Here is a 20,287-nt window from a genome sequence, read left to right on the forward strand (position 1 = left end):
CGCTCACCCGACACTCACCATTCACTGACAGCAACGGAGTTCTCAGATGGCTGACTACGTACTCGCAATCGACCAGGGCACGACCTCGTCGCGCGCGATCATCTTCGACAAGGCCGGATCGATCGTCTCGACCGGGCAGCTCGAGCACGAGCAGATCTTCCCGAAGGCGGGCTGGGTCGAGCACGATGCCGCCGAGATCTGGCACAACACGGGCGAGGTGATCGGCCAGGCGCTCGGCAAGGCGAAGCTCACCCGCCACGACATCGCCGCGGTCGGCATCACGAACCAGCGCGAGACCACCGTGGTGTGGGACAAGACGACCGGCGAACCGGTCTACAACGCGATCGTCTGGCAGGACACCCGCACCCAGCCCATCGTCGACCGCCTCGCGGCCGACGGCGGCGTGGAGCGCTTCAAGGAGCAGGTCGGTCTGCCGCTCGCGACCTATTTCTCGGGCACCAAGGTCGTCTGGATCCTCGAGAACGTGCCCGGGGCGCGCGAGAAGGCCGAGGCCGGCGACCTGCTGTTCGGCACGACCGACAGCTGGGTGCTCTGGAACCTGACGGGCGGCGTCGACGGCGGTGTGCACGCGACGGATGTCACGAACGCGAGCCGCACGATGTTCATGGACCTCGAGACCCTCGCCTGGGACGACGAGATCCTCGCCGCGTTCGGCGTGCCGCGCTCGATGCTCCCCGAGATCAAGAGCTCGTCCGAGGTGTACGGCACCGCGAACGAGCACTCGCTGCTGCGCGAGACCCCCATCTCGGGCATCCTCGGCGACCAGCAGGCGGCGACCTTCGGCCAGGCCGCGTTCGCGACCGGTGAGGCGAAGAACACCTATGGCACCGGCAACTTCCTGATCTTCAACACGGGCGAGGAGATCGTCCACTCGAAGAACGGACTGCTCACGACCGTCGGCTACAAGCTGGGCGACCAGCCGGTGCACTACGCGCTCGAGGGCTCGATCGCCGTCACCGGTTCGCTGATCCAGTGGCTGCGCGACAACCTGGGGCTCATCTCCTCGGCCGCCGAGGTCGAAGAACTGGCGAAGTCGGTGGAGGACAACGGCGGCGCGTACTTCGTGCCGGCCTTCTCGGGGCTCTTCGCGCCGTACTGGCGACCCGACGCCCGCGGTGCGCTCGTGGGGCTCACCCGCTTCGTGAACAAGGGCCACATCGCCCGCGCGGCACTCGAGGCGATCGCGTTCCAGACGCGCGACGTGATCGAGGCCGTGAACGCCGACGCCGGCGTCGACCTCACCGAGCTGCGCGTCGACGGCGGTGCCACCGCCAACGACACCCTGCTGCAGTTCCAGGCCGACATCCTGGGCGTGCCGGTCGTGCGCCCGGTCGTCGCCGAGACGACGGCACTCGGCGCCGCCTACGCGGCCGGCCTCGCGGTCGGCTTCTGGTCGAGCCTCGACGAGCTCGCCCAGAACTGGCAGGAGGACAAGCGCTGGACCCCCTCGATGGACGAGGCGGAGCGTGCGCGACTCGACCGCAACTGGAAGAAGGCCGTCTCGAAGACCCTCGACTGGGTCGACGAAGACGTCGTCTGACGTCGAGAACCTCCACCGCGGGTTACGGTGGAATCACGGGCCGGGCGCATGGGGGTGCGCTCGGCCCGTCTTCGTTCGGCCGTCGAGGTGCGGCCGGCGGTCGGGCGGCCAGGCGGCCGGCGGTCGGGCGGACCGGCGGGCAGGCGGCCAGGGGGCCGGCGGTCGAGCAGTCAGGGCAGCCGCGGCGCTCGGGGGGTGAGCGCAGCGGGGAGCTGGTCGAGCGAGGTGATCTCGATGACGCCCGCGGCCGCGGCCTCGGCGGCCTCGTCGGAGCCGGGCTCGACGCCGAAGCGGTTCAACCAGACGCCGACGAGTCCGGCACGTGCAGCGCCGATCGCGTCGGTCGCCAGTCGATCGCCGACGTAGGCGACCCGGGAGACCGGATGCTCCGCCTCGAACCGCGCGACCGCGAGTTCGAAGATCTCGGGGTCGGGCTTCGTGACGCCGACCGCGCCGGAGGCGATCACGTGCGCGAAGCGCTCGCGGATGCCGAGCCGGTCGAGCTTCGCGAGCTGGAAGTCGAGCTCGCCGTTCGTGATGATGCCGATGCGCACCTGGGGAGTCTCGGCGGTGAGGCGATCGAGGGCCCGGAGCGCGTCGGCATGCAGGGTCCACGACTCGCGGTACCGCTCGAAATACCGGTCGAACCACGCCCCGGCCGCGAGCTCGTCGAGTTCGTCGCCGTGCGCCAGCGCGAAGTCGCGGGCGCGCGCCCGTCGCTGGCCCTCGAAGCTCAGTCGCCCGGCGAGGTACTCGTGGTAGTGCTGCTCCTCGAGCTCGTGCCAGAGCCGCTGCGCGGGCGCCTCGTCGCCGATGTATGCACGTTCGCGCATGTGCAGCACGATGCCGGCCGCGACCGCCTCGCGGTGCGCCATCAGGGTGTCGTCGAGATCGAACAGCACGAGCGGCGTGGCCGCGCGCCCAGTCGACGACGCGGCTGCCGGCGGGCGGTCGGCGTGGTCGCCCGCCGCAGTCATTCCGCCCCGCCGAGGAGCGGCACCCAGCTCTCGACGGCATCGGCCGCGGGGATGCGGCCGCGCTCGCCCGACCAGCCCTCGAGCTCGGCGCCGTCGCGCCCGGGCACGGTCGTCGTGGCGGTCGTCGTGTTGCGGAACCCGGCCGCCCGCGCGACCATCGCCGAGGCGACGTTGCCCGCGTTCGCTCGCCACGTCACGGTCTCGGTGCCGGGCCAGTGCTCGACGGCCCACGCGCACACCGCTCCGAGGGCCTCGGTCGTGTACGCCGAGCCTCGATGCTCGTCGCCGAGCCAGTAGCCGACCTCGCGGCCCGCGGCGCGCAGACTGATCACGCCGATCAGCCGGCCACCGGATTCGGTGCGGATCGCCCAGGTGAGCTCGCTGCCGGACTGCCACGCCGACGGAACATGCTCGGTGAGGAATCCTCTTGCATGCGCTTCGGTGTACGGCCACGGCGTCGTGAGGAACTGCTCGAACAGCGGGTCCTGGCAGTAGCGCGCGACGCGCTCGACGTCGTCCTCGACCGGGAGGTCGAGGACGAGGCGGGCGGTGCGCAGCTCGACGGGCAGCATGGTCAGCGCGCGCGCCGGAGGAACCCGATGCGGTCGTAGACGGTCGCGAGGGTGGTCTCGGCCACCTCGCTCGCGCGATCGGCGTTGACGGCGAGCAGCCGGTCGAGCTCGGCGGGATCGTCGAGCAGTTCGAGCACCCGCGATCTGATCGGCTCGAACTCACCCACAACGACCTCGGCGAGCGCCTTCTTGAAGTCGCCGTAGCCGCGACCCGCGAACTCGTGCTCGATGTCGGCGATCGAACGGTGTGACAGCACCGAGAAGATCGTGAGGAGGTTCGAGACCCCGGGCTTGTGCTCGCGGTCGAAGCGCACCTCGCCGTCGGTGTCGGTCACCGCGCGCATGATCTTCTTCGCCGTGACGGACGGCTCGTCGAGCAGCCACAGGATGCCGGCCGGTGTCTCGCCCGACTTCGACATCTTCGACGTCGGGTTCTGCAGGTCGTAGATGCGAGCGGTCTCGCGCTGAATGGCGGGCTCGGGCAGCACGAAGGTGTCGGTGCCGAAGCGCGCGTTGAACCGAGTCGCGAGATCGCGCGTGAGCTCGACGTGCTGCTTCTGGTCGTCGCCGACGGGCACGACCTCGGTCTGGTAGAGCAGGATGTCGGCCGCCATCAGCACGGGGTACGCGAAGAGGCCGACGCTCGCGGCATCGGCGCCCTGCTTCTGCGACTTGTCCTTGAACTGCGTCATGCGCCCGGCCTCGCCGAAGCCCGTGATGGTGTTGAGCACCCAGGCGAGCTCGGCGTGCGCGGGCACGTGCGACTGCACGTAGAGCGTCGAGTTCGAGGGGTCGATGCCGGCGGCGATGTACTGTGCCGCCGTGCGGCGAGTCTTCTCGCGGAGTTCGGCGGGGTCTTGCGGCACGGTGATGGCGTGCATGTCGACGACCGAGAAGAAGGCGTCGTGCGTCGACTGCAGCTCCTTCCACTGCAGGAGGGCGCCGATGTAGTTGCCGGCGTGGAGCGAGTCGGCGGAGGGCTGCATGCCCGAGTAGAGACGGGGCTTCTGCGTCATTGGGAGTTCCTTCGAAGTGTGCGGCCGCGGTGCGGCGGGTCAGATGGCGTAGTCGACGACGACGGGGGCGTGGTCGGACCATCGCTCGTCGTAGGCCGCGGCGCGGTCGATCGTGTAGCGCTGCATCGTCTCGGCGAGGGCGGGGGTCGCCAGCTGGTAGTCGATACGCCAGCCTGTGTCGGTGTCGAACGCCTTGCCCCGCTGCGACCACCACGTGTAGGGGCCGGGTACCTCGCCGGCATCGCGGCGGCCGAGATCGACCCAGCCGAGCCCGGCGCCGGCGTTGTACCCCTCGTCGCCCTCTGCGCCGAGGAAGCGGTCGAAGTACGCGCGCTCCTCGGGGAGGAATCCGGCGCGCTTGACGTTGCCCTTCCAGTTCTTGATGTCGAGGGTGCGGTGGCCGACGTTGAGGTCGCCGACGACGACCGCGAGCTCGGAGTGCTCGGCGAGCTTCGGCAGGCGCTCGACCATCGCGTCGAGGAACTTGTACTTCTCGACCTGCTTCGGGGTGCCGACCTCACCCGAGTGCACGTAGGCCGAGACGACGGTGATGACGCGGTCGCCCACCTCGTAGTCGGCCTCGAGCCAGCGCCCGGCGGTGTCGAAGTCGGCGGCGCCGAGCTCGACCCGGTGGATGTGCGCGCGGCGGCGGCTCGCGATGGCGACTCCTGCGCGGCCCTTCGCGGTCGCCGGGTCGTGCAGGATGTCCCACTCGTCGCCGAGGAGCCCCTGCAGGTCTTCGGTCGATGCACGCACCTCTTGGAGGGCGAGGATGTCGACGTCGCGGCCGGTGAGCCACTCGCCCATGCCCTTGCGGAATGCGGCTCGCACTCCGTTGACGTTGACGCTGGCGAGACGGAGGGGCTTCGCGGAGGGCATGCCCTCGATCCTACGGGAGCCCCCCGACGCGCTTCGCCCGGGGACGCTCGGCGCGCTGCTGCGCCTCGAGATCGGCGAGGGCCTGCTCGGCGCGGGTGAGTCGTCTCTTCGCGGGCAGTCGGTCGAACCAGTTCGCCGAGGCGAGGTCGCTGCGCGCGTCGCGCACGCGCACCCTCGCCGCGGTGAGCAGCGCGTCGCGCTCGCGCTGGCGCGCCTCCGCCTCGAGCTGCGCTGGGGTCACGTTCCGCAGCGTCTCGTTCGCGTCGGCGGCTTCGACGGCGATCCAGCTCGCCGCGGTGAGGATCACGATGCTCGTGAGGTGGAACCAGAGCAGCAGTGCGATGAACACCGTGAAGGTCGCGAGCAGCGGGTTGCGGCTCGCGCTCTGCACGAGGAGTCCGCTGAGCATCTGCATGACCGAGATCGCCCCGGAGCCGAGGAGCGAACCGACCCACATGCGCCGCCAGGGCATCGCGGCACCCGAGAGGAACCGGAACATCACCGCGAGGGCGAGCGTGTCGATGACGAAGACCACGAGGATCGAGCCGAACTGCACGAGGAACGATTCCCAGCCGCCTGCATTGGGGATGTCGAGGAGGTCGAAGACCCAGGAGAGGAACGAGGTCGACGCCACCGAGAGCACGGAGGCGAGCAGCAGCACGGCTCCGAAGGCAAGGCCCGCGAGGAAGTCGCGCGCCTTGAGCAGGGCGTAGGCGCGGGTGTCCTTGGGGAGCCCGAAGATGCTGCGCACCGACATCCGCGCGTAGGTGATCCAGCCGATCGCCGTCCAGATCAAGCCGATGAGGGCGATGGCACCCGTCCAGCCGAAGACCCCGGCACTGGACTGGGCGATCTCGGCGAGGTCCTCGTTCGAGATGATGCCGTTCGGCCCGATCAGCCCGGGGGCGTACGAGTTGAGCAGGTTGATGAACGCCTGCAGCGTGTCGTCGTTGCTCGTGAGCCAGATGCCGGCCACGGCGAACACGACGTAGACGGCCGCGAAGATCGCGAAGAGCGCCTGATAGCTGAGACCCGCCGCGAGGATGAAGCCGTTGCGGGCGAGGAAGTGCCGCCAGACCCGCACCGGGAACAGCGCCATGGTCTTCTGGGTGAGCGTGTTGACCTTGCTGATCGGCTCTTCGAAGCGGTCGAGGATCGGCTGGCTCACGGCCTCGAACCTGGCCTTCGCCGAGTGTCCGTCGGCCTCGGGTTCCGCGTCGAGCGGGGGCGCGGGCGTCGCATCCGGGTGATGCCTCCTCCCGGAGGTGGCGCCCGCACGGCCGCGGGGCTCCGGGCTCGTTCGCTCGCTCACGTCCCCACACTATCGATGCAGGCTCGGATGCCGCGGAGGCGCCCGGATGACGGACGGCTGCGGACGGCGCCTGGGGCTCGGTGGTCGCCCTGAGAAGCGCTCAGGGTGTACCCCGAAACGGCCGATCGACGTACCCCGAATTCGGGGGGTATGAACTGAGGAATCCTTGAAAACGGGGGACAGGGCGGCGCAGACTGGCGGCGCTGACCCGAACGTCGAGCCGGCGGATTCACGCGGAAGTGAGAAAGAGCCATGCAACTGCGCACCCGAACACGCCCAGGACCCGGAGTGCGGTCCCGGGGGACGCGCCGCTCGGCGACCGGCGCCCTCGCCGTGCTCCTCGCCGGCGCCCTCGTGCTCGTCGGGTCCCCGACGATCGCCGCCGCCGAGGCGGTCGACCCCGGCGCCCAGGGAACGACCTCGTCTCCGAGCGCAGCACCGGCTGAGATCGAAGCCGAGCCGACCGAGGCGCCGGACCCCGAACCCTCGGCCGTCCCCGAGCCCGCCCCCGAGCCCGCCCTCGAGCCCGAGCCCGCCGAACCCGCCCCCGCGCCGGTGGAACCGGCGCCCGAACCGGCACCCGACTCGGGTGCGCCCGCGGCCGAACCGGAGCCCGAGCCGACGGCCCCGCCGAGTGCGAAGCCCGCCTCCCCGGCGCCCCCGCCCGTGGACTGCGAGAGCATCCCGATCGCGAATGACGATCGCAGTGCTCGAGACGAGTGTCAAGCGACGCAGCAGGCGGGAGCGCGGACCCTCTCGGCCGCACAGGTCGGCAGCGTGACGAACCCCGACCTGCAGCCGAGCTGCGGCATCGACTTCGCCCTCGTGCTCGACAAGTCGGGTTCGATCGGCGACGCGGGCATCGCCGACCTGAAGGCGGCGGCCGACGCGTTCACCGAAGCGCTCGTCGACACCGGGTCCCAGGTCTCCGTCACCGCCTTCGACCAGGATGCCGCAGTGCTGCTCGGCGCGACCGATCTGACGAGCGGAAACCTCGCAGCCGTCCAGAGTTCCTACGCGGGTCTGGCGAGCGAGGGGTGGACGAACTGGAAGCGAGGCCTCGAGCTCGCGCACGGCACCTTCGGCAGCTTCGACGACGCGGTCGAGCTCACCATCATGATCACGGACGGCAACCCCAACACGGTGGATCCGGGCAACGGCGGCGAGTTCCCCGACGGATCGCCCGGGGCGCTCGATCCCGCCGTCACCGAGGCGAACTCGATCAAGCTCTCGCCCTCGCACATGTTCGGAATCGCGGTGGGCGGCGACCTCGACCTCGGTCCGATCCAGGCCGTCTCCGGGGGTGACGCCTACGCGGGCGACCTCTCGAGCGCCGACTACGTCGTCACCGACGACTACGGCACGCTCGGTGCCCAGCTGAAGGAGATCGCCCTCGAGCTCTGCGGAGGGTCGGTGTTCGTGCACAAGGAGATCGCGGGGGAGCCGATCGAAGGCTGGGAGTTCTCGACCGAGGATGCCGACGTCACGCCGGCCTCGCAGCTGACCGACGGCACCGGCGTCACCGGCGCCTTCGACGTGAGCGGGTTCACGAGCGACTCGCGCGAGGTCGTGTTCTCCGAGGAGGATCGTCCCTTCCATTCCATGGACTCGGTGACCTGCGAGGACGGCGACGGGCCGGTTCCGGTGACGATCGTCGACGAGCTGAGCTGGAGGGTCGAGGTCGGCATCGAGGCCGTCGTGCACTGCACCGTCGTGAACGATGTGGCGGCGCCGGTCTGGCGTGTCACGAAGAGCGCCGACCCGCCGAGCGGTACTGCGGTCGAGCCCGGCGACGAGATCGTGTACACGCTCGCGATCGAACACGTCAGCGGGCCTGCGGCGACCGATCTCGAGCTGTTCGACGACATCTCGCAGCTCGCGCCGTACGTCGACTTCGAGGGATTCGTCGGCGCCCCGCCCGTGATCGAGTCGAGTTGGAACGTGCTGCAACCGGGGCGGCTCTTCCTGAAGCTCGCCTCGCTCGATCCCGGAGAGACGCTCGAGATCTCGTACCGGGTGTCCGTCTCCGACGACACCGCACCGGGCACGGTGCTGCGCAATCACGTGCTCACCAACTGCCCGGGCGCGCCGATGCTCGTCGAGCCCGACGAGCCCGAGCCGGTGCCCGAGGAGTGCCTGACGGAGCATCCGACGCCCGGGTTCGTGATGTGGAAGACGAGCGATCCGGCCGACGGGCTCGTCGAGCCCGGCGACACGATCGAGTACACCCTGCACGCGTGGAACTTCTCGCAGGCGGAGGTCGCGGGCGCGATGGCGATCGACGACCTCGCCGACGTGCTCGACGACGCGGAGCTCGTTGAGCCGCTCGACCCCGCCTTGACGCTCGAGGGCACGTCGCTCGAGTGGGCGATCCCGACCCTGCCGGTCGGATCCGCCGAGGCGACGGTGTCGTTCGAGGTCGTGGTCGACGACGACGCCTGGGACGCGGAGCTCGTCAACGTCGTGACCCCGGAGCCGCCGGGCATCTGCCCGTCGGACGAGGCGGAGGAACCGCCGGTCGTCATCGAGCGGCTGGATGCTGCGGCGGCCCCCGTGGCCGAGGTGCCCGAGGTGACCGACTGCACGACCGAGCACCGCACGCCGAACGTCGACCTCGCCGTCGCGAAGACCGCGACGACCGAGGACGACGCACCCGTCGACTCGGGGGCGACCCCGCCCGACGTGATCGGCTACGAGGTGCTCGTCGAGAATCTCGGCGACGACCCTGCGTACGGCGTCGAGGTGACCGACGTGCTCCCCGACGGAGTGACCTTCGTGCCCGGTTCGGAGCTCGTCGCCACGGTGCCCGCGGGGGAGGAGGCGAACTGGACGGTCGACGACTCGGTCGCCGGTGAGCTGACGTTCCGCTACCCGGGACCGTTCTTCCCGGGGGACACGGCGATGATCACCTTCGACGTCGTGGTCGGTGAACTCGATCAGCCCGACCCGACGGTGCCGATCCCCGATCTCGTGAACACGGTGTGCGTGTTCAGCGGACCGGTGCCGGCGCCCGAGCCGCCGTCGCTCGTCGCCGCGCTCGACGTCGTCGGGCCGGGTGCCGAGGGGCCGAGCCGTGACGCGAACGCCGAGAACGACTGCGACGAGGCGGAGACGCCGGTGAAGTCCATCGCGCTCGACGGTGGCGCGCAGTGCATCAACGACACCCCGTGGTTCGAGTACTCGATCACGCCGGTGAACGTCGATCCGCTGCCCGAGGTCGCACTCATCTGGTGGACGGCCGACGCCTTCGCGGCGCACGACCCGTCGATCGACGCGGCCGACGAGGCTGCGATCCTCGCCGACGGAGCGTCGCAGGTCGACTACATCGAGGCACCCGACGGCTGGGTTCCCGGCGATCCGATCGACGGTCGCCAGCTCTGGCCCGGGGCGGCGATCGACGAGGACGGCAACCCGACGGACTGGCCGGGATGGACCCTGCTCCCGGACGGCACCTGGATCCTCGACCCTGGCGCACCCTTCTACGACCTTCGCGAGGAGGCCGTGGTGGAGATTCGCATCAACCCGTCGACCGACGTGATCACGGTGTACCCGCCGCCCACGCCGAACTGCAACGCGGCGCCGCCTGAGAACCCGGGCGCCCCGTCGACGCCCTCGGGCATCGCGAGCACCGGTTTCGAGGCGGGATGGCTCGTGCCGCTTGCGGCGGCGCTGCTCGCGCTCGGCGCGACCGGCCTGGTGCTGCGGTCGCGCAGAGGGTTCGGCGACGTATGACCGCCGCCTGAGTCGAACGTGGGATGCCGCGGTGCGCGACGCGCCGTGGCATCCCCGTCTCACGGGTACCCCGAGTTCAGGGGGCAAACCATGAGGATTCCTTGTTTGCGCCACCGCGGGCGGCGCACACTGGCTGTGCTGACCCGGTCTCCCCGAGCCGGCTCCCACCTCGAGGTCTGGAGCTGTCATGCACCGTCACCCACCCGCCCATCGCGCCGAACGTCCGGCGCACGGCATCCGCGCCGCGCTCGCCGGTCTCACGGTCGGTGCACTCGTGCTCTTCGGGGCGCCCGCGCTCGCCGCGGCCGACGAGCTGCCGCCGAACCCCGAGGTCGCGGCGGCCGAACCGGCGGCCGAACCCGCCGAGGCGCCCGCTGCGGAGCCGCCCGCCGAGCCCGAACCCGAACCCGAGCCCGTGGTCGAGCCCGAGCCGGTCGAGCCGGCGCCGGTCGAAACCGAGCCCGAGCCCGCGCCTGCGCCCGAAGCGGTGGCCGGACCGCCCGCGACCGAGGCGACCGCACCGGCGCCTGAGCCGGCCGCGCGATCGTTGGCGACGACGGGCGGCGACGAGAACGGCGGTCCTCCCGTGACCACCGTTCCCGAGTGGAACGACCATGTGTCGATCTGCCATGCGACGAGCAGCGAGTCGAACCCGTACGTGTTCATCTCGCCGAGCGTGCGTTCGATCATCGACCCGAACGGTGACCCCGACGACGAGTACTCGGGAGGCCACGCGCACTCGGTCCACCAGGACTTCCGCGACATCATCCCGGTGTTCGACTACAAAGACGAGGACGGTGTCCTGCACACCTTCCCGGGTCTCAACACCACGAAGACCGAGATCACCGAGGAGGACTGCAACCCGGCGCCTCCGACGATGCAGCTGACCGCCGCCGTCTGCACCGAGGTCGGCGGGACCCCGCCGCCGGTGAAGGTCGCGCTGCTCGGCCTGCTGCTCGGCTTCGAGTACACGATCAGCGTGTACACGGCCGGCACCGACGAACTCGTCGACTCGGTCACGTTCAGCGACGTCCTCGATCACGACTTCGAGTTGGAGCCCGGCAGCTACGACGTCATCCTCCATCGGACGGGCGAGGATCCCGAGAACGACCTCGAGAAGACGATCACCGTGCAACCGTGCCCGAGGGCGCCCGTGCCGCACTGGTTCCTCCAGAAGTGGTCGGAGCCGGCCGACGGCGCGACCGTCGAGCCCGGTGATCTCATCACCTACACGCTGCAGGCCTACAACGACTCGGACGCCACGGTGACCGGGGCTGAGGCGTTCGACGACGTGAGCGACGTCCTCGACAACGGCAGCATCGTCGACCTCGGTGCGGGCCTCACCGGCCCCGTGGGCGACGTGCTCACCTGGGACGTTCTCGATCTCGGGCCCGGTGACGTCGCGACGGTCTCGTACACCATCGAGGTGGGCGAGGGCGTGTTCGGCGAACTCCTGCACAACGTCGTCACGCCCGGAGCAGGCGGCGAGTGCCCGAGCGAGGAGGAGCCCGTGCTCGCCGAGCGCACCGCGAACGCGGTCGCCGTGGACGACGACCTCTGCGTCGTGGACCACCCGGTGGTCGACATCGACCTCGTGCTCGAGAAGGATGCGGCGACCGAGGGCGGCGAACCCGTCGACTCGGGCGAGGACGACGTCATCACGTATACGCTCACGATCACGAATGTCGGCACCGATCCCGCGTACCGCAGCCTCGTCACCGACACGCTGCCCGACGGGGTGACGTACGTCGACGGTTCGGCGGTCGTCTCGCCGAACCCGGGCGAGTGGGATCCGGTCGAGGTGGCGGACGGCGTGCTCACCGTCCAGCACGACGGCTGGATCTTCCCGGGCGACCAGATCACGATCACGTTCGAGGTCACGGTCGGCGAGCTCGCGCAGCCCGCGCCCGACCAGCCGATCCCCGACCTCGTGAACGGCGCCTGCGTCGCGAGCGAGGCGTACCCCGAGCCCGAGGTGCCGTCGATCGCCGTCGCGGAGGTCGAGGCCTCCGAGCCCGGGTTCGACTCGAACCCCGACGACAACTGCGACGACGCCGAGACCCCGGTGAAGGCGATCGGCCTCGTCGGGCTCGCGCAGTGCGTGAACGACACCCCGTGGTTCACGTACTCGATCACGCCGTTCAACATCAGCGATCCAGGTGCGAACCCGATCTCGCTGATCTGGTGGACGCCCGAGGCCTTCGCGAACCGTGATCCGTCGATCCCGGCCGACGACGTCGCGGCGCTCCTCGCCGACGGCGCCTCGCAGGTCGATCCGATCGCCTACCCGGCCGGGTGGGCGAGCGGTGACACCATCTCGGGACAGCAGCTCTGGCCGGGGGCGGAGGTCGACGCGGACGGAAACCCGACGGACTGGCCGGGCTGGACGCTCCTCGCGGACGGCACGTGGGTCCTCGATCCGAGTGCGCCGTTCTACGACCTGCGGGCCGAGGCGGTCGCCGAGATCCGGATCAACCCGTCGAACGACGCCGATGTGGTCTACCCGCCGCCGACGCCGAACTGCAACGCGGCGCCCGACCAGCCGTCGAAGCCGTCGTCGACGCCGTCGACGCCGTCGGGCCTCGCGGAGAGCGGAGTCGAGACCTCCGCGATGCTGCCGCTCGGCGCGTTGCTGATGCTCCTCGGGGTGGCAGCGGTCGCGCGCGGTCTGCGCCGTCGTCGCGAGGGCTGAGCCGATGATCGGATGCCCCGCCGGGAGCGATCCCGGCGGGGCATCCGTCTGTGCGCGAACCGGGGGACATCGGCCCGATCGCCGCGGGTCGTCGTCGATGCATCCGAACGCATCGAAGTTGTCCCCCGTTTCAGAGGGTTACGGGCCGAAATCTGTACCCCAAAGGTGAGGATCCCCCCGTTTTGGTGCCACGGGCCCCCTGTTCGGTGCAGATTCCCGGTGCGAGGATGAGCGCGGATCCGTACCCGCGGGTCCGCATGCCCGCCTCGGCGGGTGTATCGGGAGTCGTGCCCGCGACGACCGAGGCCCGCTCGCTCGGGCCGGAGCACAGCCGGAAGCTCACCCGCTTCCGAAACCCGAAGGCTGATGATGAACGTCACGCGATCACACCGCATCCGTTCCACCGAACCCCCGACCGGACGCCGGTCGCTGAGGCACCAGGCGAGGCGGGCGAGACAGCGTCTCATCAGTGCGCTCGCGATCACCGGCCTGCTCGCGACGGGCGGTGCCGTGTTCATGGCGGTCGCGCCGGCGACGTCGGCCGCGGCGGCGACGCTCTCGAACGGGATCCAGACCTCCTTCGAGATCGACGGCAACACGGCCGGTGCGAACGACTGGGTGGGCGTCGTCGGATCGACGCCGAAGCCCGCGTACACGACTGCATCGGGCCATCAGTCGACCGGCATCGTCGACGCGCAGAAGAGCTGGGATCTCGGGACGACCGCGGGGACCCCGGGCGTCTGTGGTGCCAACTCCGGTACCGACAACATCGTCGTTCCGAGCACGTCGCTCGACGACCCCACCTGGCCGATCCAGGCGGGTACCGCGAATGACAAGGGCGACGCGTGCACCGGGGGTTCGGCCTTCGAGGTGGTGACGGTCGGCGGTGTTCCGCACACGATCTTCTACGCCTACTGGACCCGCTACTCGGGCAACGGCGACATGAGCTCCTACGAGATCTTCGAAGGACCCGCAGCAGGCCTCGCCGACGACTACCTGATCGAGTTCAACTACAACTCGGGCGGTGGCGGCTCGACCTCGGTGCGGGTGCTCGGCTGGGACGGCAATAGCTGGGAGCCGATCGGCGGAACCGTCGTCTATCAGGCCGCGGTCGGGCTCAACACCGACACGAACACGACCGGCAATGCCGCGACCTTCGGCGAGATGGCCGTTGACCTGACAGCATCCGGGCTGCTGCCGAGCGACGGCTCGTGTCGCACCTTCCTCGACGCGGGCTTCGTCACGAAGACCGGTGAGGGCGGGCCGGCCACCCTGAAAGACAAGCTGGTCTCCACTGACCCGATCACGCTGTCGAACTGCGGCAACCTGGTCGTGAAGAAGGTCGGCGGCGACGGCCCCGATGCGACGTTCAACTACTCGGTCGCGCGCACCGGCGGCGGCCAGGTGCACGACGGCACGCTGACCGGCCCGACCGACACGGTCGCAGGCAACAACGGCCTCGGCGCGGCGATCGAGATCGACGAAACCCACAACTGGGGCAACATCTTCGCCGGCAGCGACTACAAGCTGACCGAGGCGGCACCGCCCTCGCCGTGGGCGTTCAAGCAGACCACGTGCTCGGTGACGAACCCCACGAGCGGGCAGCTCGAGTCGACGACCGACGGCAGCTTCAAGATGTACATCGGTGCGACCACGACCTGCACGATCGAGAACGTCACCTCGGGCGTGAAGATCACGAAGGTCGCGCAGGGCGACCCGGCGACCTTCGACTTCACCGTGACCGGGCAGCAGGGCAACGTGCAGGTGCCCGGCGGGCAGAGCTCGCAGGTCTTCTACTACACCCCCGGCAGCAACGTCGACATCACGGAGATCGCCGAGCCCGGAACGCCCCAGTGGAACCTCACCTCGATCGTCTGCGACGCCGACGGCGACGGTGACGCCGACGTGTTCCTCGCGACCGCGACCGCGAAGCTGAAGACGATCGCCGGCCAGGTGCTCGACTGCACGTTCACGAACCAGCAGGACGGCCAGATCAAGATCATCAAGAACGTCGCCGGCGACAACGGCACGTTCAGCTTCACGACGACGGGCGCCGACCTCTCGGACTTCGATCTCACCACCGTCGGCGGCACCGCGACGAAGCTCTTCGACAGCGTTGCCCCGGGCGCCTACACGGTGACCGAGACGACCCCCGCACCGTTCTACGACCTCACGAACCTCACGTGCGTCGACGACGTCACGGGCGACTCGACCACGTCCCTCGGCGAGGGCAAGGCGACCATCAACGTGCAGCCGGGTGAGCTCGTGACCTGCACGTACACGAACACGCAGCGCGGCAACATCATCGTCACCAAGCAGACGAACCCCGACGGCTCAGCGCAACTGTTCGACTTCACCCTCACCGGGCAGAGCGGCTTCGTGCTCAAGGACGGCCAGTCCAAGGCGTTCGAGAACATCGTTCCCGGCGCGTACACGCTCGCCGAGCTCGCCGAGGACGGCTGGGAGGTCACGAGCATGACCTGCTCGGGCGAGACGCCCACGACCGACTCGCCGATCGGCATCACGCTCTCGCCTGGCGAGACCGTCGAGTGCACCGTGCTCAACACCGCGACGAAGGGCCGCGTGATCGTCGAGAAGAAGGTCGACGGCGTGCCCGACGGCTACGACTGGTCGTTCCCGATCTCGATCAGCCCCGTTCCGGGCGGGCAGCAGGGAACCATCAACGCCACGGACGACGACCCGATCGTCGAGTGGAAGGACCTCGACGTCGGCACCCAGTACACGCTCACCGAGGGGGAGCTCGCCGGCTGGGACGAGGGCACCATCAGCTGCGAGGGCATCGACGACGAGTCGGATGACCCGGGCTTCCAGTTCACCGTCACCCCGGGTCTCTCGCTCGAGTGCGAGGTGACGAACGTCGCCGAACCCGGCGAGGTCAGCGTCACCAAGACCGTGGACGGCGTCGCGGACGACACGGCCTGGGAGTTCGACCTCACGATCGATCCCTCAGAGGGTGTGAAGCCGAGCGCGACGCAGACCGTGTCGGGCACCGGCAACACGAGCGACACGGTCACCTGGACCGACCTCGTCGTCGGTCAGGAGTACACCATCACGGAGGACCTGCCCGCGGGCTGGACGGGCGGCGTCGTCGAGTGCGGCCCCGACTCGAACCCCGACAAGGCGGGCGACCAGTTCGTGGTGAGCCCGGGCTTCTCGCTCGAGTGCACCGTGAGCAACGAGGCTGAGCCCGCATCCGCGAAGGTCACGAAGACCTCGGTGGGTGCGGCCGGCAGCTTCACCTTCGTGCTCACGCCGATCGACCCGGCAGGCGACCCGATCGAGCAGATCGTGACCACGCCCGCAGGCGGCGGCGTCGGCGACACGACGTTCACCGACCTCGTGCCCGGCACCACCTACTCGCTCGCCGAGAAGGACCCGGGTGCAGGGTGGATCGCGGGCGAGCTGGTCTGCGAGGTCACCCACGCCGGAGACGACACCGCGGAGGCCGTCGACGAGACGGGCTTCACCGTCGAGCCGGGCGACGTGTTCGAGTGCGACATCACGAACACGGCCAAGGGCAAGATCATCATCGTCAAGAACATCGACGGCGCCGACGGCACCTTCCAGTTCACGGGCACGTGGCCCTGGGCAGGCAACCCGTCGATCGGCTCGTTCAGCGTGACGACCGACAACGGCACCGGCGCCAACAGCTACGACAACGTCGTGGCCGGCGGCTACAGCGTGACCGAGCTGCTGACGAACACGCACGTGGGTGAACTCGTCGGCTGCGTCGAGTCCCGCGTCGGCGGCGCCGACGACGGCTCGTCGGTCGACCAGGTGAACCCGCTCAAGGGCCTCATCGACCTCGACCCGGGCGAGACGGTGGTCTGCACCTACTCGAACACCGAGCTGTCGACGATCATCGTCGACAAGGTGGTCCCGGGCGTCGGCGAGATCCCCGGCGGCGAGAACCAGGAGTTCCCCTTCACCTTCGCGGGTGACGGCGGCGACCAGGAGTTCTCGCTCACCGACGGCGACGACCCGCAGGCCTTCGGCTCGCTCCTCCCCGGCGACTACACCGTCACCGAAGGAGACACGGCGAACTGGGACCTCACCGGCCTCGAGTGCACGCCGTCCGACGGTGTCGACATCGAGGGCGAGACCGCGAGCATCGATCTCGCCGCAGGGCAGACCGTGGTCTGCACCTACACGAACGCCCCCGAGACCGGTGACGTGACCGTGCGCAAGATCGTCGAGGGTGTGCCGCAGGGCTACCCCTTCGACTTCGAGATCACGATCTCGCCGGCGGTCGGCGCCCAGCCCGCGACGCAGCACGTGACCGAGGCCGACGCCAGCGTGAGCTGGAGCGACCTCGTGGTCGGCGAGACCTACACGCTCACCGAGGGCGACGAGGCCGGCTGGAACGAGGGCGACTTCATCTGCAACGGCGGCGACCTCGAGGATGCGGACGACGCGCTCGCCGGCTTCCAGTTCGAGGTCACGCCCGGTCTGTCGATCAGCTGCACGATCACGAACGAGGCAGTGCCCGGCGAGGTCACCGTGACCAAGTACGTGACCGGTGTCCCCGACGGGTTCGAGTGGTCGTTCCCGCTCACGATCTCGCCGGCCGAAGGCGTGCTGCCCCAGGCCGAGCAGATCGTCTCGGGCGTCGGCAACGAGACCGACAGCGTCACGTGGACCAACCTCGAGATCGGCACGGTCTACACCGTGACCGAGGGCGAACTCCCGCCGGGCTGGTCGGGTGGCACGGTGACGTGCACCGACTCCGACCCGCAGACCAGCGGCAACCAGTTCGTCGCGACGCCGGGTGCCACGCTCAGCTGCGAGGTGACGAACGACGTGGTCCCGCCGACCGGTCTCATCACCAAGGAGCTCGTCTCCATCGGCCAGAACACCGAGGGCACCTGGGACCTCGTCTACGAGGTGGAGGTCGCCAACCAGAGCCCCGTGGCCCCGCTCGTCTACGACCTGCAGGACCAGCCGTTCTTCGGGGTCGGCATCGTGATCAACGAGGCATCGGCCGAGGGCCCGAGCGACGAGGCGGCCGACTGGGATCCGAACGCGTCGAACTACGTGCTCGCCGATGACGAGTCGGTGCCGGCCTCCGGGACGGACACCTACACGATCACGATCAACGCGACTGCGGACGCCGAGGTCTACGAGACCTCGCAGGATCAGTGCCAGGAGGGCGAGACCACCCAGGGTGGCTTCCGCAACACCGCGTTCCTCATCGTCGGCGACGGCGAACCGCAGTCGGACACGGACTGCGACGAGCCCGGACGCACGACGGTCACCAAGGACCTCGTCGGCAGCCCGGTGCGCGATCTCGACGGCGACTGGACGGTGACCTATGAGGTCGTCGTCACCAACCTGAGCGCGACGCAGGACCAGTACTACGACCTCGAGGACGACCTCGGCTTCCCGGCCGGCGTCGAGATCGTGTCGGCGACCGCGACCAACGACGCGGGCTTCGACACCTCTGCCTGGAACGGCGACGCGGAGACGACGCTCGCCGACGACGCGCCGATCCTGAAGTCGGCGGTGCACACCTACACGATCGTGGTGGTGGCCGACGTCGATGAGATCACCTCGATCGACCACGTCGCCTGCGAGGCGACGACCAGCGGTCGCGGCTTCTTCAACGGGGCCGTGCTCGACAACGGCACGATCGTGACCGAGGTCGACGACTGCGAAACGATCCCGGTCGGCCGGCTCACGCTCGCCAAGCACGTGGATCTGTCGGCGTTCGAGGGGATCGACCTGGCCGACCTCGGCCTCGGCGACCTCGAGCAGCTCGCCCCGAAGGACTGGCTGCTCACAGGTGTCGGCGACGTCGAGAGCGTCGCGGTGCTCGGAAACATCGGCACCGTGTTCACTCTCCCCACGGGCGACTACGGTCTCTCCGAGGAGCCGACGGTGGAGGCATCCGCCCACCCGCTGCTGAAGTACTTCTTCAGCCAGGGCTGGATCTGCGACCGCGACGGCGAGGGTGAGAACTCGGCGCTCGTCGAGCTCGGCGAGCTCACGAGCTGCGACCTCACCAACACGGCCCAGCTCGTGGACGTCGGCATCGAGAAGAACTACGACCTCAGCGGTCTGCCCGACGATGCGATCGAGGGCGGTGACGAGTTCGACTTCGTGCTCACGGTGACGAACCACTCGAGCATCGACGTCGAGGAGCTCGACGTCGCCGACCTCGTCGACCCCGAGCTCGAGGTCACCGGCCCCGCGACCTTCGAGGGGGTCGGCACCTGGACCGAGCAGCCGACGGTCGGCGACAACGACTTCGCCGCCCACGGCGTCGGGCCGTTCGAGCCGGGCGACGTGGCCACGATCACGATCCCGGTGCGGCTGCCCGTGACCGAGCCGGTCGAGACCGACATCGTCGGACCCGACGACCCGGTGCCGCCGACCCCCGAGATCGAGCTCGGCGACGTGCCGAACGAGGCGTGCGTCGAGATCACGAGCGGCGAGGGCGTGCTCGATGACCTGATCGAGGCGAACGACTGCGACGACGTCGAGGTGCCGCGCAAGGCGATCGACCCGGCTGCGTTCGTGCGCTGCATCGCGGATGTCCCGTGGCTGTACTTCAACGTCGCGGCGAGTGAGAACGTGGAGCCGGGTGACATCACCGTCACCTGGACGAGCGCCGACGGAACGCTGACCAAGACGCAGACCGTCCCGTGGGACGAGCGCGACGGCCGGCTCCTCTGGCCGGGCGCAGCGGTCGACGAGAACGGCGTGCCGTTCGAGTTCCCGGGCTGGCGTCCGATCACCGAGGAGGACCTCACGAACCCGCCCACCCCGGGCACTCGGTTCGGCGACCTGATCCTCGACGAGACGGTGCCGACCTACCCGTGGCGAGACATGGAGAACCCGGCGACGATCACGTTCTCGGTGAACCCGTCGCAGTCGGTGCTCGCGGTGTATCCGCAGGCGCTGCCGGCCTGTGAGCTCGACCGAGAGCCCGAGGTCGACATCCTGAAGACCGCCAGCGTCGAGGAGGCGAAGCCCGGCACGAACTTCGAGTACACGCTCGAGGTCACCGCGACGGGCATCGGTTCGGCCGATCCGGTGGAGGTCTTCGACGAGATCCCGTCGCACCTCCGGGTGGACGACATCACGACCGCACCCGCACCCGCGTTCCCGCGCTGGGAGGACTGCCAGGTGACCGGTCAGGACGCCGACGGCTACGGCGGACTGCTGCACTGCGACCTGCTCGGAGTGCTCGGACCGAACTACCCCGAAGCCCCGCCCATCGTGCTCGACGTCCACGTCGACCCGGACACGACGGCGACGAGCGTCGAGAACACCGGCGAGGTGTGCTGGCAGAACGCCGACGACGTCTCCGAGGATCCCGAGGTCGTCTGCGACGACTCGACGGTGACCGTGCGGATCCCGCAGCCCATGGCTGTCACCGGGTTCGGCGGCGAGCCGTTGATCTGGGGTGCTGCCGGGCTCGTGCTCCTCGGCGGACTGCTCGTCGCGGCCGGCATCGTGATCCGTCGTCGCAGGCAGGGTGAGCACGTCGTGTGAGCGGGTGATCGCGCACTGACACAGCGCG

The 20,287-nt window shown here is 69.6% G+C and carries 9 protein-coding genes; 4 read left to right on the forward strand and 5 right to left on the reverse strand.

The features are described 5' to 3' along the window. Positions 1–46 precede the first annotated feature (46 nt). Entirely contained in the window at positions 47–1,561 is a 1,515-nt protein-coding gene (gene glpK / locus GQQ93_RS01210; RefSeq protein WP_157422394.1) for a glycerol kinase GlpK, read from the forward strand. A gap of 170 nt (positions 1,562–1,731) precedes the next feature. Here glpK and GQQ93_RS01215 read toward each other — a convergent pair whose 3' ends face one another. From GQQ93_RS01215 to GQQ93_RS01235, 5 genes are read right to left on the reverse strand one after another with little or no spacing between them, the layout of a single operon-like run. Continuing rightward, complete coding sequence (locus GQQ93_RS01215) at positions 1,732–2,538, reverse strand: HAD family hydrolase (protein ID WP_157422395.1); 807 nt, start codon at positions 2,536–2,538, stop codon at positions 1,732–1,734. Then, positions 2,535–3,110, reverse strand: coding sequence for a GNAT family N-acetyltransferase (locus GQQ93_RS01220; protein ID WP_157422396.1), 576 nt, complete (start codon positions 3,108–3,110; stop codon positions 2,535–2,537). The genes GQQ93_RS01215 and GQQ93_RS01220 overlap by 4 nt, the downstream gene beginning before the upstream one ends. A gap of 2 nt (positions 3,111–3,112) precedes the next feature. Beyond that, positions 3,113–4,126: a tryptophan--tRNA ligase gene (trpS, locus tag GQQ93_RS01225; protein ID WP_157422397.1), complete on the reverse strand. Its 1,014-nt coding sequence runs from the start codon at positions 4,124–4,126 to the stop codon at positions 3,113–3,115. 39 nt (positions 4,127–4,165) lie between these two features. Continuing rightward, the gene (locus GQQ93_RS01230; protein ID WP_157422398.1) at positions 4,166–5,005 is read right to left on the reverse strand and encodes an exodeoxyribonuclease III; all 840 of its coding nucleotides are present in this window, start codon (positions 5,003–5,005) and stop codon (positions 4,166–4,168) included. 10 nt (positions 5,006–5,015) lie between these two features. Then, the gene (locus GQQ93_RS01235) at positions 5,016–6,317 is read right to left on the reverse strand and encodes a YihY/virulence factor BrkB family protein (protein ID WP_157422399.1); all 1,302 of its coding nucleotides are present in this window, start codon (positions 6,315–6,317) and stop codon (positions 5,016–5,018) included. 288 nt (positions 6,318–6,605) lie between these two features. Between GQQ93_RS01235 and GQQ93_RS01240 the strand changes: the two genes are divergently transcribed. From GQQ93_RS01240 to GQQ93_RS01250, 3 genes are all read left to right on the forward strand, one after another. After that, a complete protein-coding gene (locus tag GQQ93_RS01240; RefSeq protein WP_157422400.1) occupies positions 6,606–10,049 on the forward strand; it encodes a DUF7927 domain-containing protein in 3,444 nt (1,147 codons plus the stop codon). A gap of 187 nt (positions 10,050–10,236) precedes the next feature. After that, complete coding sequence (locus GQQ93_RS01245; RefSeq protein WP_157422401.1) at positions 10,237–12,741, forward strand: DUF7927 domain-containing protein; 2,505 nt, start codon at positions 10,237–10,239, stop codon at positions 12,739–12,741. A gap of 366 nt (positions 12,742–13,107) precedes the next feature. Then, entirely contained in the window at positions 13,108–20,259 is a 7,152-nt protein-coding gene (locus GQQ93_RS01250; RefSeq protein WP_170296087.1) for a prealbumin-like fold domain-containing protein, read from the forward strand. Positions 20,260–20,287: the final 28 nt, after the last annotated feature.

It is taken from the genome of Agromyces lapidis (genome assembly GCF_009749405.1).
Taxonomy (GTDB): domain Bacteria; phylum Actinomycetota; class Actinomycetes; order Actinomycetales; family Microbacteriaceae; genus Agromyces; species Agromyces lapidis.